Source organism: uncultured Arthrobacter sp. (assembly GCF_947495145.1).
Lineage (GTDB): Bacteria > Actinomycetota > Actinomycetes > Actinomycetales > Micrococcaceae > Arthrobacter_D.
In genome coordinates, this window is sequence record NZ_CANLXP010000024.1 from 29603 (window position 1) to 50725 (window position 21123).

General features: G+C 63.7%; 23 protein-coding genes and 2 pseudogenes. 13 read left to right on the forward strand and 12 right to left on the reverse strand.

Translation table 11 applies throughout. The features are described 5' to 3' along the window. Positions 1–17 precede the first annotated feature (17 nt). On the reverse strand, positions 18–1058 hold the full coding sequence (locus Q0877_RS14800; RefSeq protein WP_299169179.1) for a zinc-dependent alcohol dehydrogenase family protein: 1041 nt from the start codon (positions 1056–1058) through the stop codon (positions 18–20). Between the two features lie 134 nt (positions 1059–1192). Between Q0877_RS14800 and Q0877_RS14805 the strand changes: the two genes are divergently transcribed. Together Q0877_RS14805 and Q0877_RS14810 are read left to right on the forward strand one after the other, a co-directional pair. Further along, complete coding sequence (locus Q0877_RS14805) at positions 1193–1444, forward strand: hypothetical protein (protein ID WP_299169181.1); 252 nt, start codon at positions 1193–1195, stop codon at positions 1442–1444. A 10-nt stretch (positions 1445–1454) separates the two neighbouring features. Further along, positions 1455–1946: a MarR family winged helix-turn-helix transcriptional regulator gene (locus Q0877_RS14810; protein ID WP_299169221.1), complete on the forward strand. Its 492-nt coding sequence runs from the start codon at positions 1455–1457 to the stop codon at positions 1944–1946. Positions 1947–1988: 42 nt separating this feature from the next. On the opposite strand, the gene Q0877_RS14815 is transcribed toward Q0877_RS14810, so the two are convergent. Continuing rightward, positions 1989–2414 (reverse strand): PRC-barrel domain-containing protein, encoded by a 426-nt coding sequence (locus Q0877_RS14815; protein WP_299169183.1) that lies wholly within the window; start codon positions 2412–2414, stop codon positions 1989–1991. Positions 2415–2655: 241 nt separating this feature from the next. Between Q0877_RS14815 and Q0877_RS17135 the strand changes: the two are divergent. Further along, a pseudogene (locus Q0877_RS17135) lies at positions 2656–2862 on the forward strand (GNAT family N-acetyltransferase); the annotation flags it as partial. Positions 2863–2872: 10 nt separating this feature from the next. Here Q0877_RS17135 and Q0877_RS14820 read toward each other — a convergent pair. From Q0877_RS14820 to Q0877_RS14850, 7 genes are all read right to left on the reverse strand, one after another. Further along, positions 2873–3163: a type II toxin-antitoxin system RelE/ParE family toxin gene (locus Q0877_RS14820; RefSeq protein ID WP_299169186.1), complete on the reverse strand. Its 291-nt coding sequence runs from the start codon at positions 3161–3163 to the stop codon at positions 2873–2875. Beyond that, positions 3160–3423 (reverse strand): type II toxin-antitoxin system prevent-host-death family antitoxin, encoded by a 264-nt coding sequence (locus Q0877_RS14825; protein ID WP_299169187.1) that lies wholly within the window; start codon positions 3421–3423, stop codon positions 3160–3162. Before Q0877_RS14825 ends, Q0877_RS14820 begins: the two co-directional genes overlap by 4 nt. Positions 3424–3486: 63 nt before the next feature. Then, the gene (locus tag Q0877_RS14830; protein ID WP_299169188.1) at positions 3487–3765 is read right to left on the reverse strand and encodes a hypothetical protein; all 279 of its coding nucleotides are present in this window, start codon (positions 3763–3765) and stop codon (positions 3487–3489) included. After that, positions 3755–4039 carry a hypothetical protein gene (locus Q0877_RS14835; RefSeq protein WP_299169190.1) on the reverse strand — a complete coding sequence of 95 codons (285 nt, stop codon included), beginning with the start codon at positions 4037–4039 and terminating at the stop codon, positions 3755–3757. The genes Q0877_RS14830 and Q0877_RS14835 overlap by 11 nt, the downstream gene beginning before the upstream one ends. Further along, on the reverse strand, positions 4036–4299 hold the full coding sequence (locus tag Q0877_RS14840) for a hypothetical protein (protein ID WP_299169191.1): 264 nt from the start codon (positions 4297–4299) through the stop codon (positions 4036–4038). The genes Q0877_RS14835 and Q0877_RS14840 overlap by 4 nt, the downstream gene beginning before the upstream one ends. A gap of 249 nt (positions 4300–4548) precedes the next feature. Further along, positions 4549–5451 (reverse strand): NAD(P)-dependent oxidoreductase, encoded by a 903-nt coding sequence (locus Q0877_RS14845; protein ID WP_299169192.1) that lies wholly within the window; start codon positions 5449–5451, stop codon positions 4549–4551. A 36-nt stretch (positions 5452–5487) separates the two neighbouring features. Then, positions 5488–6942 (reverse strand): four-carbon acid sugar kinase family protein, encoded by a 1455-nt coding sequence (locus Q0877_RS14850; RefSeq protein ID WP_299169193.1) that lies wholly within the window; start codon positions 6940–6942, stop codon positions 5488–5490. Between the two features lie 153 nt (positions 6943–7095). Here Q0877_RS14850 and Q0877_RS14855 point away from each other — a divergent pair, with 153 nt between their 5' ends. The 10 genes and pseudogenes from Q0877_RS14855 to Q0877_RS14895 all read left to right on the forward strand — a co-directional run bounded on the left by Q0877_RS14855 (position 7096) and on the right by Q0877_RS14895 (position 18019). Then, complete coding sequence (locus Q0877_RS14855) at positions 7096–7797, forward strand: FadR/GntR family transcriptional regulator (protein ID WP_299169195.1); 702 nt, start codon at positions 7096–7098, stop codon at positions 7795–7797. A gap of 41 nt (positions 7798–7838) precedes the next feature. Then, positions 7839–10139, forward strand: a complete 2301-nt coding sequence (locus Q0877_RS14860; RefSeq protein WP_299169198.1) for a beta-galactosidase — start codon at positions 7839–7841, stop codon at positions 10137–10139. An 11-nt stretch (positions 10140–10150) separates the two neighbouring features. Continuing rightward, positions 10151–10327 (forward strand): annotated as a pseudogene (locus Q0877_RS17140) (helix-turn-helix transcriptional regulator); the annotation flags it as partial. Between the two features lie 67 nt (positions 10328–10394). Continuing rightward, entirely contained in the window at positions 10395–10694 is a 300-nt protein-coding gene (locus Q0877_RS14865; protein WP_299169200.1) for a hypothetical protein, read from the forward strand. Positions 10695–10949: 255 nt separating this feature from the next. Next, a complete protein-coding gene (locus Q0877_RS14870; protein ID WP_299169202.1) occupies positions 10950–12269 on the forward strand; it encodes an ABC transporter substrate-binding protein in 1320 nt (439 codons plus the stop codon). Between the two features lie 76 nt (positions 12270–12345). Further along, positions 12346–13365, forward strand: a complete 1020-nt coding sequence (locus Q0877_RS14875) for a carbohydrate ABC transporter permease (RefSeq protein WP_299169204.1) — start codon at positions 12346–12348, stop codon at positions 13363–13365. Further along, positions 13362–14261 (forward strand): carbohydrate ABC transporter permease, encoded by a 900-nt coding sequence (locus tag Q0877_RS14880; protein WP_299169207.1) that lies wholly within the window; start codon positions 13362–13364, stop codon positions 14259–14261. The genes Q0877_RS14875 and Q0877_RS14880 overlap by 4 nt, the downstream gene beginning before the upstream one ends. Further along, a complete protein-coding gene (locus Q0877_RS14885; protein ID WP_299169210.1) occupies positions 14261–15760 on the forward strand; it encodes a GH1 family beta-glucosidase in 1500 nt (499 codons plus the stop codon). The genes Q0877_RS14880 and Q0877_RS14885 overlap by 1 nt, the downstream gene beginning before the upstream one ends. A 95-nt stretch (positions 15761–15855) precedes the next feature. Further along, a complete protein-coding gene (locus Q0877_RS14890) occupies positions 15856–16830 on the forward strand; it encodes a LacI family DNA-binding transcriptional regulator (RefSeq protein ID WP_299169223.1) in 975 nt (324 codons plus the stop codon). 109 nt (positions 16831–16939) lie between these two features. Next, entirely contained in the window at positions 16940–18019 is a 1080-nt protein-coding gene (locus tag Q0877_RS14895; protein WP_367182185.1) for a Gfo/Idh/MocA family protein, read from the forward strand. A gap of 23 nt (positions 18020–18042) precedes the next feature. Here Q0877_RS14895 and Q0877_RS14900 read toward each other — a convergent pair whose 3' ends face one another. Genes Q0877_RS14900 through Q0877_RS14910 form a run of 3 tightly spaced genes read right to left on the reverse strand, consistent with a single transcriptional unit; the run spans position 18043 to position 20892 of the window. Then, positions 18043–19041, reverse strand: coding sequence for an N-acetylglucosamine kinase (locus Q0877_RS14900; RefSeq protein ID WP_299169212.1), 999 nt, complete (start codon positions 19039–19041; stop codon positions 18043–18045). Continuing rightward, positions 19038–20309, reverse strand: coding sequence for a 6-phospho-beta-glucosidase (locus Q0877_RS14905; protein ID WP_299169214.1), 1272 nt, complete (start codon positions 20307–20309; stop codon positions 19038–19040). The genes Q0877_RS14900 and Q0877_RS14905 overlap by 4 nt, the downstream gene beginning before the upstream one ends. Positions 20310–20349: 40 nt before the next feature. Continuing rightward, positions 20350–20892, reverse strand: coding sequence for a GNAT family N-acetyltransferase (locus Q0877_RS14910; protein ID WP_299169216.1), 543 nt, complete (start codon positions 20890–20892; stop codon positions 20350–20352). Positions 20893–21123 lie beyond the last annotated feature (231 nt).

The following is a 21123-nucleotide window of genomic DNA, read 5'->3' on the forward strand; positions in this document are numbered from 1 at the left end:
AACTGTCCTGTTCGCTCTCAGCGCCTGGGATCGATGATCGTCATCCCCGCAGGTTTCGCCCCGTCGAACCCCGGCAACAGGGAAGCCGCCTCGCTGAGCCCGACGATGCGTTCGATGAGCAGATCAGGCCGTAGCGCACCCTGCTCGATCAACGCCATCATGCCCGGGTAGTCAGCGGCCGCCATGCCGTGGCTGCCGAGCACATCCAGCTCCCAGGCGATGACCCGTGCCATAGGGACGCGCGGATTGCCCTCAACAGGTGGCAGCAGCCCAATCTGCACATGCCTGCCCCGACGGCGCAGACTCAGGATCGCGTCCGCGCAGGTCTGCTCGCTGCCGACGGCATCAACCGCGACGTGGCTGCCGCCCTCGGTCAGGTCGGTGACCGCCGCAGGAATGTCCGTATCGCCATCGGCCGTCAGAGTGTGCTCTGCGCCCAGCCTTGACGCGACGGCGAGGGCTTCCTGGTTCCGGTCCACCGCAATCACCCGTGCGCCTATGGCGTTTGCGATCATCACGACGCTCAGGCCGACACCTCCGGCACCGATCACAGTTACCCACTCGCCCGGCTTGACTCGAGCGCGGCCGACCAATGCGCGATACGCCGTCGCGAACCGGCAGCCCAGGCTCGCCGCCGTTGCGAAATCGGTCCGCTCCGGGATGGCCACCAGATTGGTATCGGCAGCATGCAGAGCGACGTACTCGGCGAACGATCCCCAGTGCGTGAAGCCGGGCTGCTGTTGGTTGGGGCAAACCTGCGCGTTCCCGGACAGGCACCATTCGCACTGGCCGCAGCCGCATACGAAGGGAACCGTCACCCGGTCACCGACTTTCCAGCGAACGACGTCGGCGCCCACCTCCACCACGACGCCGGCAAGTTCGTGGCCGGGCACATGTGGGAACGAAATGTCCTCATGACCGGCCCAAGCGTGCCAGTCGCTGCGGCACAGACCCGTCGCCATCACCTTGACGACGACGCCGCCGGGCACCGCCGTCGGAGTAGGAACTTCCCGGACTTCCGGCTTCCCCTTCACCTGATCAATGACTACTGCACGCATTGCTGGAGTCTAACGGTCGGCATCGCCTCGACCTGTTATTGCAATGTGATTGAAGCAACGGGGATTGCATTACTTTTTCATTTCGGTATGCTTCTAATTCCCTTGAGGCGGATCGTGTCTATGGAGGAGTTGCAATGAATAGCAAATTCAGATTGACGCCGAGCACCCCGTTGCCAGAGGACCTGGAGAGTCTGACGGACGAAGCAGTGCACGTTGTGCACAGCAGGCTGAGGCGCCAGATGGACGCGGAGTACGCCGATGGATTGCCCTCTTGGGAAACGGAAGTTCGCCTGGACGAGGTGCGGGCAGAACTTGATCGCAGGGAGAACGGCGAGCCTCGCCTGACGCTTTGGAGCGATGGGTCGCAGGTTCTGAGCGCGGGCTGACCGGATGACTATGGACGATTTTGCCCAATGGCCAACTAACCGGCTTCTAAAAACCGCTGCACGACTCACCGAAAACACTGAGACCAATCACTTCCGGGATTTGGGAACTACGCCTGCCGGGTTCGCCGTCCTCCGGGTTTTGTCGCAGGGACCGCAAATGAGCCAGCCGGCGCTTGCGCGCAAGGTCCGTGTTCGTCCGGACACTCTCGGCAAAGTGATCGACCGACTCGAGCGAAGTGCGCTGATTGGTCGGAGCGGAACCAGTGGCCAGCTGTCGATCACCCCGGCGGGACGCAATCTCCTGCACCACGCGACGGTGCTTGAGGAGGAACAGGAGCGTACCTTTGGTTCGGATGAGCAGCTTCGGTCTGAGCTCATCAATCGCATCAGGGCCCTCGGTCTCGATTCCGGGCCGAGCCGGGAGCGCCCTCACTTGAAGCTGGTACCCAAGGACGGCTCCCCGGACGAGGGCGACGCTTCGGGTTCGTCGGCGACGGGCTGACTGCGACCCTCGGAGCCTGAGCCTTGCGCGTATGAACTCCTACTAAACGGCACGCCCTGAGCGCGGAGGGAGCGCGGGATACATGTACCCTGCACCCCAAAACGGGCTGTAGCCGTAGTACCCGTATACGTCTTCGTAGAAGTCGGTTTGGTCGACAAGTTCAGGATCGTAAACAGGCGCTCCAGCGACATGTCCGCGGGACTGATTGATGTGGACGTCCTCGTCGATGTGCGTAAGTGCGTCGATCGGGATGAAGGACTTTTCTTCACCCATTCCCAGGAAACCCCCGGAGGCGATCTCCAGGAAGCGGACCTTTTTCTCGCCGTCGTCAATCAGTAGGTCATCGACCTGTCCGATGTCTTCTCCGTCCTTGTCTTTCACGTTCAGCCTGCGAATATCCTCTTCCGGTGTCACAGTCTGGTCACTGTGGCTTAGCTTGATCAGCTTTGAAGTTTCTTTAGGTGCCATGATTCTTCTCCTACTCTCGGTGTCCACATGGATTCGGTGAGTCGGAACTCGACGAAGGGGAAGTCAGCCCCTACCTCAACGGAATCATGCCCTATCCCATCCGACAAGGGCCGCTCGCGCGACGGACGGCTATGTCGCTGCTAACGTCTGTGACCATGCAACTCCGATCCCTCTCGCCGCAGGATGAAGCCGAGGTGACAGCGGCGCAGTCGGAACTGGCACGCGAGAACTTCGACTTCTTGTTGGGTTACGAGCCCGAGGGCGGGGGTATGCCGGCCGGATTCTCGCATCGGCGCTGGTCGAGGCACGCGCACTCGGGATTGATCGCGCATTACTCACCTGCGACGCCGACAATCTGGCGTCGAAAGCAACCATCGAAAGCAACGGGGGCGTTCTGGAGGAATTGCCCGGCGGAGGGCCAAAGCTTCGCTACTGGATCCAAACCTGATCCATACCCATCACCGTCCGAGGTGGCGCTGCAGTTCCTTGTATATCTCGTCCCTCGTGTTGATGACGATCACCAGGATGACCAACTCGCCGTCGTCGACCCGATAACAGACGCGGTAGTTGCCGACCCTGATCCTGAAGATCCCGGAGTAACCCCTGAGATTCTTGCAACCGGGAGGGTATGGGATTTCGGCCAGGCCGAGTACGGCTTCTTCAATGTTTTCCGCGTCGGCCGGCTGCCCCTTCGCAAGTTTGGACAGGAATTTGTCCGCCGAGCGAAGGAGTTCGATCGCGTATGTCACTCTGCGTTCTTGCCAGTACGACGAACAAACGGCACCCGCTCGTCCTTGCCCGAAGTCAGGTTGGCGAGCGCGGTTTCGACACTCCGAGCGTCGAGTAGGTCCTCAAGCTGCTCGAGCAGCTCTGCCGAAGCAGCAGGCACAACGGCGGCTGCGCGATGGCCGTGCTTGGTCAGGTAAGTGGTCTCACCACCGAACTCTGCACGCGAAGTCACCGCGCCGAGATCCGCACGCCCCTGGCTGACGGTCATTTCCGATGTCATGTACAAATTGTACGCCAATCGCCTGTTATTCCCGCGAAAGATTCTGCCGCTCCGTCAACGAAACTAACGACGGCGGCCCAGGACGAATCCGCCCACGCCCGCCGCGAGCGCCACACCAGCACCCAACAACACTCCACCGGTCGCCGGGTTGAGGTACTGGGGCCGGCTGCTGATCATGCCGTTCGCATCGAAGTAAACCTCGTCACCCACTTCAGGAACAAAGGCGAAATCCTCCACGACGATCGGCTGCGACGCAACCACGAGGAAAATCCCGAGCACGAGCAGCAGCGCCCCGACGCTCAGCACCGCAATTGCCCGGCGCCGGGCCGTATCACTCAGCATCCGGAAGCCCTCTTTGCGCGAGCTGCGCGCCGTATGCCGCAGCGCTGACCATCAAGCCCCCGAGCAGCAGGACGGCACCGCCAACGGCGAGCAGATCCGACCGGGAGCCGGCGTCGTCAATCGCGACAACGAGCTCGGAGTTGTACGCAATGCTGGCCTCCGACTGCACCGTAGGCAGCGTCAACACTGAGGACGGCTGCCCAAAAAGTAGAGACACCCCGCCGAGTATGAGCAGGGCAGACAAGCCCAGCAGGATCATCAACCGTTTCCTCATGCCCGACCCCGCGCCCGAAGGTAGCCGAGCGCACCCGCAATCAGGATCAGCCCCACCCCGGCTAAGGACCTTCCGAAGAGCTCGCCCGCCGTCGGACCTGGCGCCACGACGGGATTGACGGCGGCCGGCGCATAGGCGAACCATCCGAAGCTCGCAGCTGGAGCCGGCTGGCCCACGGCAGCGATGACAAGCAGGACAAGCCCGACGACGGCGATACCAAGCCCGGCGGCGATCAACCGGTTGGCGCGGATCCAGTTCACAATTCCCCCTCAGCGCTCCGGAAAGGAGCCGACTGTTCCGAACAGTAGCGCTTGGGCGGACGAGTGACCAGACCAAAACGCAACGAAAGCACCCGCGAAAGTGCCGGCGTCGTGCGCTTATACCGACGTACCGCCGGTGTTGGGATAGCGATCAAGCCATCCGATAGCGATTAAACGCTATCGGATGGCCCGGACTCTATCGCGGTACTCCTACGACGACGGCGGGAGCCGCCTGGGGGAAAGGGAAAGTCAGACCGTGCGCTTGGTGGGCGCAACGACGCGGATGACGGCGGAATCGTCCGCGGTGGCAAGGCCCTGGGCCTGACCGAGAAGGTAGAGCTGTTCAGCGGCGGCAGCGACCGGCGTCGCCAGCCCGGCACTGCGGGTGGCGTTGCCGACGATTCCCATGTCTTTGACGAAGATGTCGAGCCGGCTCAGTACCTCGGCGCCGTCCTCGGTGTACGCCTCGAGAATCCGCGGCCCACGGTTGGACAGCATGAACGATCCCGCGGCTCCGGCTTCAAGGGCCGCGAGGGTCTTCTCCTGGTCGAGCCCAAGTGCGTCGGCAAGCGCCATTGCCTCGGCAGCCGCAGCGATGTGGACGCCGCACAGCAGCTGGTTGACCGTCTTGAGCGCCTGACCGTCACCGGGCTTGTCCCCGACAATGCTGAGTGTGGAGGCCAGCAGTTCGAGCACTGGGCGCGCGGCCTCCACCGCGGCAGGCTCCGCGCCGACGACGATGAGCAGGTCGCCCTCACCTGCCCGCTGCGGACCGCCGGACAGCGGCGCGTCGACCAGCGCGACACCGTACTCGGTCAGCCGCTCAACGGTGCCCGGGATAGCTTCGGTTCCGACAGTGCTGGTGAGGATGACGACGGCGCCGGGCTTCAGCGCTGCGGCGACACCGTTCTCGCCGAACAGGACGTCCGTAAGCTGCTCGCCGTTGCGGACGGCCAGCAGGAGGGCATCGGCGCCGTGCGTCGCATCCCGTCCGGAAGTGAATGTGCGCACGCCGGCGTCGTTCGCGAGCGTGAGTCGCTCCTCGGCGATATCGAAACCGTGCACGGTCAGCTGCGTTGCGAGGCGGGAGGCCATCGGCAGGCCCATCGCGCCGAGGCCGAGGACGGTGACCTGGTAATCAGTTGTGCTCATGGGTATCTCCGTTGAAACGTGTGGAAGTAGGGCGGTTCAGAAGGTGGTGCTGAGTTTGCGCGTGACGTCAGCGAGGGAACGGTCGTCGCCGACGTTCCCGGCGAAGACGACGTAGGGGATCCCCTTGGCCGGACCCTCGACGGGTGCCCAGAGGCTGACGATGCCCGGCAGCATGGGGCCGCGCACAATAGCGTGACGGATTTCCAGGCCGTGAGCTGCCACATCGGACGAGGTGATGCCGCCCTTCGCGATGACAAAGCGCGGCGGGAACGCCTTCAGCGTCCGGTTGACGACATCGACGACGGCGGCTGAGACCGTGCGTGCGATGCGCAGGCTCTCTGCCGGGTCATCTGCGCGAACGAGGAGGCGGCTGGTGTGCACGATGACGTCGGCCCCGTCGAGGGCGGTGGTGACGTCGTCGACAACCTCGTCGAGGTAGCGGTCCGAATCACCGGTGAACAGGCGTTCGACGTCGATCTCGACAATGCGTGCCGCGCTGTGCTCGCTAGTCAGCAGGTTCAGCTGGCGCGTTGTCACTCCAACGTGGGAGCCGACGACGATGAGGCCGCCGGCCGCGCTGGGGCTGGTTCCCGCGAATGCTTCGTCGCTGGTGAGCGGTGAGCGGACGTCCTGCCCGATGCGGGCGCGCATGAACGGCGGGCCCACCCGGTACAGCAGGCGTTTGCCGCGGCGTTCAGCCTCGGCGAGGCCGAGGGACAGCGCGCGGAGGTCGTTCTCGGTGACGATGTCCGCGACGATCGGAGTGGAATCCGCGGCACGGTCGAGCTTGTCGGCAATGGCTGCTGCGGAGAGGGTCGGGTCGTCGGTTTCGCTACCGGCGCGGATGATATCCAAGTCAAGAACGATCACGTCGCCCGCGGAGAACCGTCCGCCCGACTTCTCCTCCACATACTTCGGCAACTCCGAATTCGAGAAGCCGAAGGTGGCATCGCGAGCGAACTCGGTCTCAGCGACCGGGATCAGCTCGTCGCCGCTTCCGCGCGTGTAGTGCACTCCGCCGATAGTGATGCGGCCGGCGTCGGGAAAGGCGGGGATGATGACGACGCCGTCAGTCACCTCGCCGGAAGCCTCGGCAACCGTGGCGGCGATGACGTCCGGCTCCAGTGGGTAATGCCCCCGGAGGGTGGAGTCGCTTCGGCTGACGAAGCTCACGCGGAGGTCGGATCCAAGCTGTGCCGCGGCGTCGAGCGCGTTGCGGACCACTTCCTCGTTGCGGGCTGCGGCTTCCTCCGGATCGAGGCTGCGGGTGTTCGTCAGCACGTAGACAGCCGGTTTACCCTCGCCGAAAGCCCAGGTGAAGTCCGCAGTTTCCCAGCGGGTGAGGACCGGCAGATCCGCCACGGATTGCGTGCCGGTGGGATCGTCGTCGAGCACCACGAAGATGCGGTTCGCGAGGGTTCGGGCCACTGCTTCGGCGGGAACGGCAAGCTCAGCCGGGTAGGCGGCGAGGAGGTTTGTCTCGGTGATCACTGTGCACTCCGTCGTGTAGAGCGGGCTTCGTAAAGGTTGTTCAGCAGCGGTTGTTCACAAACAGTTGTAAGATGTCAGACATCTGCGTCAGAATAGTGTGGCACAGCCCATGTGGGCGCGCAAGTAAGCTTGCTGCTGATCGAAAAGGGGAGCATGGCACGTAAATCGCTCGTCGATGTTGTTGCCGATGAACTGCTCGACCGCATCGTTGCCGGTGAATTCCCGCCAGGATCAGGCGTGCCAGGGGAGTTGGAACTCAGCGCCCGGCACGAGGTCAGCCGCATGACCGTCCGCGAAGCGATGAAGACCCTCGTGGCGCGCCGGATCCTCCGCGTGGAGCGTGGACGGGGCACGTTCGTGAACCCGCTGAACCAGTGGTCCTCCCTGGAGGCGGTGCTGCGCGTCGCCTCCGAGGGCCAGGACGACGCCGCGGTAGCCGTACAGCTGATTGAGCTGAGGCGCATGCTCGAAACCGGTGCCGCTGAACTGGCCGCGAGCCGCATCACCGCAGAAGAGCTCACCGCGATGGACGAACAGCTGCAGCGGATGCGCGCTGCCCACGAAGCGAACGACGTCGACCGCTTCGTCGCTGCCGATCTCGCCTTCCATGACCTGATCCTTCATGCCTCCGGGAACGTCTTCGTCGCGGTGCTGTTTGAGCCGCTGACCCGCATCCTTGCTGCCCGGCGCGCGCAAACTTCGAAGGTGATCCAGATACAGATCAATGCCCTTGCCGAGCACGCCAACATCATGGACGCCATGCACTCGCGTGACGCTGAACGGGCGCGGCTGGCGATGGACCGGCACATGGAGCAGACGCTCAACGATCTGTTGGCTTACGTCCTCAAGTCCTGACTTTGTTGCTCGGTGCGAGGAATGCGCTTACCGTCGAGACCATGCCCGTTCTGAAGATCACCCACGTCGGTTGGGATGCTCCCGAAACACGCCCGCAAATGGCCAACGACGCCGACACTCGCGACGGCTTCTCGCTCACCAACCGAAGCATCCTCCGGAATGGCGAACCATGGATTCCGGTCACTGGTGAAATGCACTACAGCCGCCAGCCGCGTGAAAGCTGGGCCGATGCACTGCGGCTGATGAAGGCCGGCGGCATCAACGTTGTCGCAACCTACATTTTCTGGATTCACCACCAGCCACACGAGCAGGACGCTCCGGATTTCGAGGGCGACCTTGACCTGGCGGCGTTCGTGAAGTTGTGTCACGAGATTGGGCTCGAGGTCATCCTTCGGCTCGGTCCGTGGTGCCATGGCGAGGTTCGCAACGGCGGCCATCCGGACTGGGTGGTCAATGCGGATTACACCGAACGCACCAACGACCAGCGCTACCTTGACGCGGTAAGGACCTGGTTCGGGCAGATCGGGCAGGAAGTCGCCGGGCTTTGCGGCAGCGATGGCCCGGTGATCGGCATCCAGCTCGAAAACGAAATCTATGACCAGCCCGATCACATCCTCGCCCTCAAGGACATCGCCCGCGAAAGCGGACTCTTCGCCCCGCTCTGGACGGCGACGGCCTGGGGCAGTGCGGATATTCCAGTTGGCGAGGTGTTCCCGCTCTACGGCGGCTACTCGGATGGCTTCTGGGTGGACACCGATCAGGGTTGGGACGAAAGCTTTCAGGCCCATTTCACGTTTTCCCACCAGTGGGATGATCCCGGAATCGGCAAGGATCTGGCGGGGGAGAGTTGGACCGGCGTCGTCGGCGCCAAACACCCGGATTTCCCGGCAGCCACCTGCGAACTCGGCGGCGGTATGGCGAAGGCCTACCACCGGCGTCCGGCGCCGACCGCACGGGAGATCGCCGCCGTCGCGCTCTGCAAGCTCGGCAGCGGCTCGGCCTGGCAGGGCTACTACATGTATGTGGGCGGCACCAACCCGCGCAAGGGCCTGCAGGAATCGCATGCCACCGGCTACCCCAATGACCTGCCGGAGCTGAACTACGACTTCGGCGCGCCCATCGGCGCACACCTCCAGCTCCGGGAGAGCTTCCACCGGCTGCGCAACCAGCACTCCTTCCTGGAGGCCTTCGGCTCCCGCCTCGGCGCGATGAATGCCACCATCCCAGCGAACGACGACGACGGCGGCCTCCGCTGGTCCCTGCGCAGCGACGGCTTGAGCGGCTTCGTTTTCATCAACAACCACCGGCCCCATGAGCCGCTGCCCGCCCGGACCGGCGTGCAGTTCGACATCGGTCTGAAAGACAGCAGGGTCCTGTTCCCGCATCGGCCTGTCGATATCCCGGCGGGAGAGTTTATGGCCTGGCCGGTGCAGCTAGAGGTCGGCGGTGTCGTCGTGCGGTGGGCCACGCTCAACGTGCTGACGGTTCTTCAAGCCGAGGGGGAGCCGCCGGTCCTGGTGCTCACGGCCAACGACGGCGTCGATGCCCACCTCGCGATAGCTGCCGGGTGTTCGGTTGACGGTCATCCATTCACGGAGGTGAGTGGTGAACGGGTGCTGGAGAACGTGGATACGGCGCCGGGGCCAATCACTCTCACCAACGACGATGGCGCACAGTTGCGCGTACTCGTCCTCACCGCGCAGCAAGCACTGAACGCGTGGACACCAACGGTGCGGGGTCGGCGCCGGTTGGTACTTTCAGACGCTGCGGTGGTCGAGCGGGACGGGTCGCTGGAAGTGCTTGCGAGGAGCGCAGGCGAGCTCGCAGTGATGCCTCCGCTCGGCGCGGCAGGCGACGGGTTCTCATACCATCGGTTCGAGGCAGAGTCAGAGGCGGCTGAGGTGACGATCACCCAGACGGCTCCGGCTTCCCCACCGCCGGCACGGCTCGTCACCGTCCCGGGACGCGCCTCCGCGCCGTTCCCCGATGACTTCGCCGCGCACGCCGCCCGCTACACCATCAGCGTGACTGGTGAGGCGAAGGCAGGGGTGCGCTCCCTGCTGCGCCTTGAGCTGGTGGGCGACACCGCGGCGTCGTCGTTTGAAGGCCGCGAGGAAGACGTCTTCTGGGACGGCTCGGTGTGGGATATCGACATCACGCCGGCGGAGGACACCGACCGGCGGGTGCTCGAGGTGGCCGTGTATCCCCTCGCTGCCGGTACTCCCGTGTGGCTGCCGGAAGAGGTAGACAGAGTCCGTGTAGCGCTGACGGAGCCGACGGCGGAGATCACTGGTGCGTCGGTTGTCGCCTTCAAGGCGATACATGTGACTGGGTCCGCCTAGCCGCTGAGCCCGTGCGCGGTTTCTTGAACAAAAGCGGTGCGACGCCGTTCTTCCGTGCGGTAGACGCAGCATCGTTGGGACGCTCTATCAGCGAAGCTCGCAAGGAAGCCGGGATGACCCAGCAGGAGTTGGCCGACCGCCTCGGCATCGGCCGTGGGACTGTTGTGCGACTTGAAAACGGCGCCACATTGCTGTCCCTTGCGCTGCCCCTTTCTCGCAGGAAGCTCGCAGGGCCCGCCGTCTACAACTACTTCGATGGACTACTTCCCGCTGGATTCCCCTGTGCCTCACCTGATCGCCCGTTCAGTCAATGCGGGGCATGCCCTCGACGGCCAGATCAAGCTGCCCTACCTGACGCTCGAGCACATCGTGGGTGAAGGCGTTGCCTGGGGACTCGGCGCCGCCGACGCGAGGCTGGCCGTCACGGCCACCGTGGAATCCGCTGCGGAAGCAGCGGCAGCGACAGCGTCAGAACGTGAAATCGATTTTCTCCGCAAGATCGTGCCGGCACGTGCCAAGGATCTGCTCGACGGAGGCCCCGCCCGCCGCGCGTAGGGATTTGAGAGGCCAGAGCCGCGCCTTCAATGCCGCCGGGATGCACGGCCGTGCGACGCGTCGAAAGAATCTGATGGAGCGCTCTATTGACATGTGACACAAGTCATCTGTAGATTGGCTGAACCGCCGATGGAGCGCTCCATCAAACTTCCGCATCAACCTCCACGCAGGCTGATCTCGTCCGTTTCCAGAAGGTCACTCAGTGGAATCCAGCACGCCCTTTTCCAATCGAAGCACGCACACAAAGGAGTGACCGTGAGCCTTTCACGACGCACCAAAATGTTTACCGCCCTTACAGGCACTATGGCCCTGGCATTCGTTGCCACGGGCTGCGGCAGCAGCAGCGATGAACCGGCCAGCGCCGAGAATCCGATCGAGCTGTCCGTCACCACTTTCGGCAACTTCGGCTACGACGACCTGTATGCCGAATATGAAGAAGCCAACCCCGGCGTAACCATCGAGGCCAACAACATCGACGGCAGCGCCAACGCCCGCACCGATGCCTTCACCAAACTCGCGGCCGGATCAGGCCTGAGCGATGTCGTTGCCGTCGAAGAGGGCTGGCTCGGCCAGATCATGGAGGTGTCTGACCAGTTCGTGGACCTCAACGAGCACGGTGCCCAGGACATCAAGGACAACTGGGTGGACTGGAAATTTGAGCAGGGCACCGATCCCGACGGCCGCGTTATCGGCTACGGCACTGACATCGGACCGCAGGCAATGTGCTTCAACCAGGACCTCTTCGAGGCGGCAGGTTTCCCCACTGACCGCGAAGAAGTTGCTGAACTCTTCGGCGGCGACGACGCTACCTGGGAGACCTACTTCGACCTGGGCCGGCAGTACAACGAAGCCACCGGCAAAGCCTGGTATGACCAGTCTGCGTTCGTGTGGAACTCCATGGTGAACCAGATGGAGGAGGGCTACTACACGGCCGACGGCGCGCTGAACGTCGAGGGTAACGAGGCCATGCGCGCCAAGTTCGACCTTCTCGCAGCCGGCACAGCTGACGGGCTGTCCGCCAACCAGAAGCAGTTCGACTGGGGCAAGGGCAAGGCTTTCGTTGACGGCTCCTTCGCCGTCCATGTCTGCCCCGCCTGGATGCTCGGCACCATTCAGGAGCAGCTTGAATCCGCAGGCGGCGGAGCCGAGACCGGTTGGGACGTAGCCGACGTCTTCCCGGGCGGCGCTTCCAACTGGGGCGGAGCCTTCCTCTCCGTTCCTGAAAGCTCAGAGCACCCGGCCGAGGCAGCCAAGTTGGCAGCCTGGCTGACCGCACCAGAGCAGCAGGTCAAGCAGTCCGCCGCAGCGAACAACTTCCCGAGCACCATCGAGGCCCAGCAGCAGATTGTGGAGGATGCAGTACCCAACGAGCTCTTTAATGACGCTCCCTACGGTGCCATCTTCGCCTCGCGGGCCGAGGGTGTCGTCGCGCAGTTCAAGGGTCCGAAGGACTCGGTGATTCAGGAGAACGTCTTCGCACCGGCACTGAAGATCCTCGACACAGGCTCCGGAACGGCTGACGAGGCCTGGAACGAAGCCGTCAAGCTCCTCAACGAGCTCGTCGTCAACAACTAGCACACCGGCCGGAGGGCCTCCGGGATCACCGACGCCTTCGGGAGTACCGGAGGCCCCCTCATGGACTGGAATCGTCATGACCACGACACTGAATCGACCGGCAGCCGGCACTCCCGCTGCCAGTAAAACTGCACCGACCTTCCGTCAGCGCCTGAATGTCCTCGATGTGAAGGCGTCGCCGTACCTCTATATAGCCCCGTTCTTTCTCCTGTTCGGGCTCGTGGGGCTCTTCCCCCTCGGCTACACCTTCGTTGTCTCCCTCTTCGACTGGCACCTATTGAAGGGTCAGGGCGAGTTTGTGGGCCTGGGGAACTTTGTCGAGGTGCTGCAGGACAGGTTCTTCTGGAACTCACTGTTCAACACCGTGAGCATCTTCCTGCTCTCCACCATCCCGCAGCTGGTGGTCGCGACCGCAATCGCAGCAGTTCTGGACCAGAACCTGCGCGCCAAGACGTTCTGGCGCATGAGCATCCTGCTCCCATACATCGTTACTCCGGTAGCGGTTGCCATGATTTTCGCGAACATGTTCGGCGAGCAGTACGGGCTCATCAACAACATTTTGGCCAGCATGGGTATTGACCGGATCATGTGGATGAACGAGACCCTGCCCAGCCACATCGCCATTGCCACCATGGTGAACTGGCGCTGGACCGGCTACAACGCGCTAATCCTTCTCGCGGCCATGCAGGCCGTGCCGCGGGACATCTACGAATCCGCCGCCATTGACGGCGCCGGGCCGTTCCGCCGCTTCTTCAGCATGACCCTGCCGAGCATCCGCCCCACCATGATCTTCGTGGTCATCACCGCAACCATCGGTGGCCTGCAGATCTTCACCGAACCCAAGCTCTACGATCCCAGGAGCGCCGGTGGAACCGCACGCCAGTTCCAGACCACCGTTCTCTACCTGTGGGAAATGGCGTTCCAGCACCAGAACTTCGGCAAGGCTGCGACCATCGCGTGGCTTCTGTTCCTCATCATCGTCCTGTTCGGCATCGTCAACTGGCTGATCTCGCGGCGCATTGCGACCACCGGAGACGCACCTGCAAACAGACGTCAGAGGCGCGCGGGATTATCGACAGCAAGGAGTGGGAAATGACCGTCATCGACAGGACGCAGACAACTGACCGCAAGAAAAGTGCGCGCCCGCCGGTTCTGCGGAAGAAGCTGTTCGGCAACGGGCACCGTCCTGGGTTCCTTACCTACGGATTGCTGTTTGCGTTCTTCCTCGCCTCGGCGTATCCGTTGTGGTGGTCCGTCATCATCGGCAGCCGGTCCAATTCGGCACTAGCCGGAACCTGGCCACCGCTCCTGCCTGGCGGCAACTTCTGGACGAATGTCGGCGAAGTATTCGACACCATTCCGTTCTGGCTCGCACTGGGCAACAGTGTTCTGATTTCCGGAATCATCACCATCTCGGTTGTGTCCTTCTCGACCCTTGCCGGCTACTCCTTCGCAAAGCTTCGCTTCAGGGGCAGGAACGGCCTCATGGTGGCGGTGATCGCCACCATGGCCATCCCCACCCAGTTGGGCATCATCCCGCTGTTCATGATGATGCGGACCCTGGGCTGGACCGGCGAGATCGGCGCCGTCGTCGTTCCCACGCTCGTGACTGCGTTCGGTGTGTTCTTCATGCGCCAGTACCTCGTGGACGTCATTCCCGACGAGCTGATTGAATCCGCGCGCATGGATGGGGCGTCCATGATCTCCACCTTCTGGCATGTGGCACTTCCCGCCGCACGGCCCGCGATGGCGATTCTTGGCCTCTTCACCTTCATGACCGCCTGGACGGATTTCCTCTGGCCACTGCTGGTGCTCGACGCCGGTAACCCCACCCTGCAGACGGCCCTGAGCCAACTGCAGGCCGCCCGGTACGTCGATTACTCGATCGTGCTCACCGGAGCGATTCTCGCAACACTTCCCCTGCTGGCGCTCTTCGTCGTCGCAGGCCGACAACTCATATCAGGAATCATGCAAGGAGCAGTGAAAGGCTAATGCCACTCGACGCAACACACCGCGGACCCATCAGCGGTGAACCCGTTCCCGGGAACGCGACCAGAACCTGGCCCGAGGGATTCCTCTGGGGATCAGCCACCGCAGCAGCCCAGGTCGAAGGGGCAAGCCATCAGGGCGGCAAGGAAGATTCTGTCTGGGACGCCTTCGCCCGCGTACCCGGGGCTATCGCGCACGGTGACACCTTGAAGGATGCGGTTCAGCACTACGACCGCATGCCCGAAGACGTTCGCATCATGAAGGAGCTCGGGCTGGGCTCCTACCGGTTCTCCACCAGCTGGGCGCGGGTCCGGCCGGGGGACCGGGGTCCCAACCCGGAAGGCCTCGACTTCTACTCACGGCTGGTCGATGAACTGCTCGAAGCCGGCATCCTTCCCTGGCTGACCCTCTACCACTGGGACCTGCCGCAGGCCCTCGAGGAAAAGGGCGGCTGGGCGAACCGCGACACCGCGTACCGCTTTGTGGACTACGCGAACGACGTCTATTCGGCACTGGGCGACCGGGTGCAGCACTGGACCACGTTCAATGAACCGTTCTGCTCCTCGCTGCTCGGCTACGCCGCCGGAGTGCATGCGCCGGGCCGGCAGGAACCGCGGGCAGCCGTTGCCGCAATCCATCACCAGCACCTGGCGCACGGCCTGGCAGTCAACGCCCTTCGATCCAGCGGAGCCGAGCAGGTCGGCATCACGCTCAACCTGAGCAACTCGATCCCGAAGGATCACGCGGACCCCGTCGACCTCGATGCCGCGCGCCGGTTCGATTCCCTCCAGAACCGCATCTTCCTCGACCCGATCCTGCGCGGAGCGTACCCAGAGGACACCCTCGCGGACCTCGAGCAGTTCGGCATCCGGGACGTCATCCAGTTCGGTGATCTCGAGATCATCGGCACGCCCATCGACTTCCTCGGCGTCAACCACTACCACGACGACCTCATCAGCGGTCACCCGACCGAGGGCGGCGACGGCCACTCCGGCGGTACCACCCGCAAGACGTCGTCATGCTGGATCGGCTCGGAGGACATCGCCTTCCCCAGCCGCGGCCTGCCGCGCACAGCAATGAACTGGGAAGTAAACCCGGACGGGCTCCGGAAACTGCTGGTCCGCGTGGGCGAGGAGTACCCCACCCTCCCGCCGCTGTACGTGACGGAGAACGGCGCAGCGTACGACGACGTCGTCAGCAGCGACGGTGCGGTACACGACACCGAGCGCACCCAGTTCGTGCTCGACCATGTGGCTGCGGTCGGCGAGGCGATCGACGCCGGCGCGGACGTGCGCGGCTACTTCGTCTGGTCCCTGCTCGACAACTTCGAATGGTCCTGGGGCTATGGCAAGCGCTTCGGGATTGTCCGGGTGGATTACAACTCGTTCGAGCGGACCATCAAGGACAGCGGCCATGCCTACCGGCAGCTGATCAGCTCGGCGAGGGCCAACGGGGAGGTGGAGCAGTCAAGGGTGCAGGTACTCACGCCGTCAGGAGCCTGAGCCAACCTAGACTGGATCCAAAGGTTCCAGCACCATGCACGGAGATGATTGTGAAGACAGACGCAAGCCGGTCGCGGCCCGCGCCGACCCTCGAAATGGTGGCCGCGCTGGCCGGCGTCTCACGATCAACGGTGTCCCGGGTGGTCAACGATGCACCGAACGTTGACCCGGACATCGTGAAGTCCGTCGAGAAAGCCATTTCGACTCTCAACTACATCCCCAACCGTGCCGCACGCTCCCTTGCGAGCAGGCGTACCAACTCGGTTGCGGTGGTAGTGCCGGAGTCAACCTCGAAGGTGTTTGCCGATCCCTTCTTCGCCACCCTGGTGGAAGGGATCGCGCAGACGCTGGTTGAAACGAAGTACACCCTCAACCTGATCGTTTCGTCCGAAGCGCGGCCGGAGAAGACCAGAAGCTACCTGCTTGGCGGCAACGTCGACGGCGCGCTGGTGGTCTCCCACCACAGCGGTGACAACTCCTGGACCAGGATCAGCGATTCCCTTCCGGTGGTTTTCGCCGGGCGCCCCTTCCGGGGGGAAAGCGACAGCTACTACGTTGAGGTGGACAACCAGGCGGCGGCGGAGCGGGCCACGCAGCACCTGATCGAGATCGGACGGACGTCCATCGCCACGATCGCCGGTCCCCAGGACATGTATCCGGGGATCGACCGGTTGCGCGGCTGGGAGACGGCGTTGCGCTCCGCCCGGTTGGATACTTCACTCGTGGAGTTCGGTGACTTCACCCAGGCATCCGGCAGGGCGGCGATGCACAAGCTTCTTGACCGGGGCCAGAAGATCGACGGGCTCTTCACCGCCAATGACCAGATGGCTGCCGGCGCCTACTCGGTTCTCGCTGAACGCAACGTCACCATCCCGGGTGACATCGCCGTCGTCGGCTTCGATGATGACTCCTTCGCCACCTCGGTGACACCGTCACTGACCACCATTCACCATCCCATTGTCGAAATGGGGCACCGGATGGCCGACATTCTCCTCTCGCTCATCGAGGGCGGCCCGGCCGAACGGGTGAACCGCCTGCCTACCTCACTGGTGGTCAGGGATTCCACCTAACCTCCCAAACCTTCCCCCCGTTCATTTGTCAGGACACACCCCGTATGGCGCCTCATAAGGGGCGTGTCCTGCCAAATGAACGCGGAAGGGGCACATAAACCTAAGGAAAATGATGCGCCAACACATCCTGCCCGTCCCGCCGTGCGCTGAACCTGGAGTCGACCCTCTCGCAGCCACCGGGAAGAACCTCCGTTGGGGCGTTGTTGCTCCGGGCCAGATAGCCCGGCGGGTCACCGCGGACATCGCTCTGCTCGAAGACTCGGTGCTGCAGGCCGTGAGCTCGCGCAGCGAGGCGAACGCGGCGAATTTCGCCGAAGAGTTCGGGTTCATCTCCAGCTACTCGGATTCGAACGGCGTGAGCGGCTACCAGCACCTGTTCAACGATCCGAACGTGGACGTGGTCTACATCGCGACGCCGCACAGCCAGCACCGGGAGGTGGCGGAAGCTGCCCTGACCGCGGGCAAGCACGTACTGTGCGAGAAGCCTTTCACCGTCAACGCCGCGGAAGCCCGGGCGCTCGCCGAGGTTGCCGCGGCCAACGGCGTCTTCCTGATGGAAGCGGTGTGGACGCGCTTCCTGCCGAGTATCAACCGGGCATGGGACATCATCGGATCTGGAGAGCTGGGGGAGATCCGTTGGGTCCAGGCCGATCTGGGTTTTGTCTCCGCCTACGACCGGAACTCCCGTCTCTGGGATCCGGCAGCCGGCGGCGGCGCGCTGCTGGATCTCGCGGTCTACCCGCTGACGTGGGCGCTCGGAGCGCTGGGGTTTCCTGCGCACACCGCAGCACAGGCCACACTGACCGACGACGGCGTGGACATGGGCAACGTACTCACGCTCTCCTATGAAAACGGGGCGAACGCCCAACTGATCACGTCGATTGTGGCCGCTTGCCCGGGAACCGCAACCGTCAGCGGCAGCGCTGGATGGCTGAAAGCGTCAACGCCGCAGTGCAATCCTTCCGACCTCACCATTACGACGACGGACGGCCGCTCCCGCGTCGAAGCGTTCGAGCAGATCGGAAGCAACTATGTGTACCAGCTTCGTGAAGTCACCCGGTGCATCCAGGACGGGCTGACCGAAAGCCCCACTATGCCGTGGGCGCATTCGATTGCCACGATGGCGCTGCTCGATGACATCCGCGAACAGGTCGGCATCCGGTACGCGAGCGACCAGGTCACGGTGTAGTTCGCGCCAGAGCGCCGGTAGGTTCAGGACGAGCGCTCCATCTCGCGCCGCGCGCAGGTGAGCGCGTCGGTGCCGGCACCGGCTGCTTCCAGCGCGAGCAGGCCGGCGCCCACAATCGGGGGTGCGGTCACCAGGTGCGAGTGGGCGTTGGGTGCCTGTTCCTCGAGGCCCAACTCGATCCGGGTAAGGAGTCGGCTGTCGTTCGCGGCCAACACCCCTCCGCCGAGAATGACGGGAACCTGGACATGGAGCAAATGCAGACGCCGAAGCGCAGTGACTGCCAGGACAACAATCTCATCGGCTTGGCGGTCGATTACTGATGCGGCGACTTCGTCGCCTGCCGTTGAGGCGGTGAACAAAACGGGAGTGAGGTCAGCAACCGAACGCGCGGGTATACGCCCGAGGTGTATGGCTTCGATGACTTCGCGCACGGTGCCCAGGTTGTAGGCCGTCGGAACCAACCGGTCCAAGGATGTCCGCGGCCCCCTGCCGTCTTCTGACCTGGCCGCGTGCCACAGTGCGGCTGCGCCGAGGTCCCCACCGCCGCCCCAGTCTCCCGACAGCAGGCCGAGGGCGGGGAACCGGGCCGTCCGGCCATCTGCCCTCACCCCCACAGCATTGATTCCCGTTCCACAGACCACGGCTACCGCATCCGGGCTGTCGGTTCCGGCCCTGAGGAGGGCAAAGAGGTCATTGTCGACGACCGCTCGTCTTCCATCGGCTCCTCGTGCCCAGGCGTCTTCGGCGATGGCCGAGGAGAATTGCTCAATCTCAACCGGGAGGTCCATACCGGCAAGATAGACGCTTGTCTGCAGCAGCGACCGGTTCCCGCTAACCTCCAATGCCTCGGTGGCGAGCGCCCGGACCACCGCTACAGACTCGTCGAGGCCTACCGTTTGGGGATTCGCGCCACCGCCACGCGCGTGAAAGACCATCTCGCCCTCAAGCGAAAGAACTGCGAGGTCTGTCTTGGAACCGCCGCCGTCAATGCCGATGACAACAGGGCAGCCGAGCTGGCTCACCGGGCCCACGCCAGGTGCTCGCGGTTGGCTGCCAGCAGCGAGTCCGTGAGCTTCTCCGCCTTGTCGAACTGGCCAACGAGCGGGTGCGCGAGCATCGCCCTGGCGACCCGCTCCCGCCCGCCGTGAAGGGCTGCGTCGAGGGCAAGCCGCTCATAGGTGGCGACGTGGCTGATCAAAGCAACCATGTCATCGGGCAGGGATTCGACCGGAGCCACCGTCAGCCCGTCCGGCCCGATGACGGCAGGTACTTCGATCACATGGTCATCCGGCAGGAATGGCAGGGTGCCGTCGTTTCGCACATTGACTACCTGTCTGTCGCCCCGCCCGGACGTCAGTGAAGACATGAGGTCGACTGCCGCTTCCGAGTAGAACGCCCCGCCCCTCAGCGAGAGTTCTTCCGGCTTCGTATCCAGCGCCGGGTCTGCGTACTTTTCAAGCAGCGACTGCTCCACTTCCATGACAGCCTGCGCGCGGGACGGCTGGCTCAGCTGATTTCGAAGCACTTCGTCGTGGCTGTAGAAGTACCGCAGGTAGTAGGAGGGAATGGCTTTCTGCAGCCGCAGCAAAGCGGGCGGCAGCTGCACCTCCCGGGCCACATCCTCAAGGTGCTGCTCAAGGATCCGGGGGAGGACATCCACCTGGCGCCCGTCAGTGTCAAGGAGCACTCCGAGTTCCCAGGTGAGGTGGTTGAGGCCTACGTGGTCCAGAGAGATTTGGTTATGGTCGACGTTCAGGAGCGCAGCAAACCTGCGCTGGAAACCGATGGCCACATTGCACAGGCCAACCGCCCGGTGGCCCGCCTGCAGAAGGGCACGGGTGACTATTCCCACCGGATTCGTGAAGTCAATGATCCAGGCGTCCGGCTTCGCCCTCTTTCGGACCACCTCCGCAATGTCCAGCACCACCGGCACGGTCCGGAGCGCCTTGGCAAAGCCGCCCGGGCCAGTAGTCTCCTGACCTATGCAGCAGGCTTCGTGGGGAAACGTCTCATCGCCGTGGCGGGCGGCCTGACCACCGACGCGCAGCTGCAGGAGAACGACGTCGGCGTCGCTGACACCCTCCGCGACGCTGTGCGTGGTCATGATCCTGCCGCTGTGGCCGGCCTTCGCGAAGATCCGGCGGGACAGTCCCGAGACCAGTTCGAGCCTCGCAGGGTCTGGGTCAATGAGCCATAGTTCTTCGATGGGCAGCAGCTGCCTCAGGCGGGCGAAGCCGTCCACCAGTTCCGGCGTGTAGGTTGATCCGCCGCCCACGACAGCAACTTTCATGGCTAGCCCTTTCCATTCCCCGGGTTTCTTTGTCCCCGGGTCAGCGGGGCAGCGGCGTGATCCCCTCCGGCGGCGGGTCGGACGCCAGCCGGGCGTGGGTTTCAACATCGTAGCGGTCCAGGCCGTAGCGCAGCTTCTGCCGTTCGATGCCCTCAGCCTGGAAACCTGCGCGGGTAGCCACCCTGCAGGAGGCGGGATTATTCACCCGGTGCCCCAGCTCCAGTCGGAAGAGACCCTCCGAGAAGGCCCATTCCGACGCCGCGGCGAGGCCACGGGTGATAAGTCCCTGTCCGCGGAACTCAGCGCTCAGCCAGTAGGAAACCCAGGCCGTGCTGTGATTGAACTCCATTGAGCTGATGCCGATGTCACCGACAGCGAGGCCGTCGACGGCCACAGCGAAATGGCGGGCCGAGGCGCTTTCGACTGCCAGTTGCTCCTCGATGTACTGTCCGCACGCTTCAAGGGTGGACAGATTCTGTTGCCCGAACTGGACGCGTAAGTCATCGCTGCAGGCCACGGTCCGTTGCAGGGCGTCGGCGTCATCGGGCGTCCAGCGCCGGAGAGCTGCATTCGTGGGGTTCATCCGGCCCTCCAATGGGTCCGCGTCGGCGTGCGTATCGCCTGTTTTCTGTTCCGCGCTCCCCATGGAATCAACCTATCAACAGCGGATGGACTGCGGCGCTATCGCCCTCGTTCGTCATACGGGCAGGAGGTTCGCGGACCACTTTCTGTGTCTCCGTAGTGCCTCAAGTCAATATGCCCGTGAAAGTTGATCGGTGCCTCAGGTAGGAATGCCCGCGAATGGGTTAGCCTG

Bases quoted from the DNA above. Each gene is read 5' to 3' on its own strand.
- Q0877_RS14905 (WP_299169214.1), bottom strand. From the start codon at position 20,309: ATGAAAGTTGCTGTCGTGGGCGGCGGATCAACCTACACGCCGGAACTG.
- Q0877_RS14825 (WP_299169187.1), bottom strand. From the start codon at position 3,423: ATGACATCGGAAATGACCGTCAGCCAGGGGCGTGCGGATCTCGGCGCG.
- Q0877_RS14855 (WP_299169195.1), top strand. From the start codon at position 7,096: ATGGCACGTAAATCGCTCGTCGATGTTGTTGCCGATGAACTGCTCGAC.
- Q0877_RS14895 (WP_367182185.1), top strand. From the start codon at position 16,940: ATGATGCGCCAACACATCCTGCCCGTCCCGCCGTGCGCTGAACCTGGA.
- Q0877_RS14885 (WP_299169210.1), top strand. From the start codon at position 14,261: ATGCCACTCGACGCAACACACCGCGGACCCATCAGCGGTGAACCCGTT.
- Q0877_RS14910 (WP_299169216.1), bottom strand. From the start codon at position 20,892: ATGAACCCCACGAATGCAGCTCTCCGGCGCTGGACGCCCGATGACGCC.
- Q0877_RS14835 (WP_299169190.1), bottom strand. From the start codon at position 4,039: ATGAGGAAACGGTTGATGATCCTGCTGGGCTTGTCTGCCCTGCTCATA.
- Q0877_RS14800 (WP_299169179.1), bottom strand. From the start codon at position 1,058: ATGCGTGCAGTAGTCATTGATCAGGTGAAGGGGAAGCCGGAAGTCCGG.
- Q0877_RS14865 (WP_299169200.1), top strand. From the start codon at position 10,395: ATGGACTACTTCCCGCTGGATTCCCCTGTGCCTCACCTGATCGCCCGT.
- Q0877_RS14890 (WP_299169223.1), top strand. From the start codon at position 15,856: ATGGTGGCCGCGCTGGCCGGCGTCTCACGATCAACGGTGTCCCGGGTG.
- Q0877_RS14860 (WP_299169198.1), top strand. From the start codon at position 7,839: ATGCCCGTTCTGAAGATCACCCACGTCGGTTGGGATGCTCCCGAAACA.
- Q0877_RS14830 (WP_299169188.1), bottom strand. From the start codon at position 3,765: ATGCTGAGTGATACGGCCCGGCGCCGGGCAATTGCGGTGCTGAGCGTC.
- Q0877_RS14805 (WP_299169181.1), top strand. From the start codon at position 1,193: ATGAATAGCAAATTCAGATTGACGCCGAGCACCCCGTTGCCAGAGGAC.
- Q0877_RS14815 (WP_299169183.1), bottom strand. From the start codon at position 2,414: ATGGCACCTAAAGAAACTTCAAAGCTGATCAAGCTAAGCCACAGTGAC.
- Q0877_RS14875 (WP_299169204.1), top strand. From the start codon at position 12,346: ATGACCACGACACTGAATCGACCGGCAGCCGGCACTCCCGCTGCCAGT.
- Q0877_RS14880 (WP_299169207.1), top strand. From the start codon at position 13,362: ATGACCGTCATCGACAGGACGCAGACAACTGACCGCAAGAAAAGTGCG.
- Q0877_RS14810 (WP_299169221.1), top strand. From the start codon at position 1,455: ATGGACGATTTTGCCCAATGGCCAACTAACCGGCTTCTAAAAACCGCT.
- Q0877_RS14845 (WP_299169192.1), bottom strand. From the start codon at position 5,451: ATGAGCACAACTGATTACCAGGTCACCGTCCTCGGCCTCGGCGCGATG.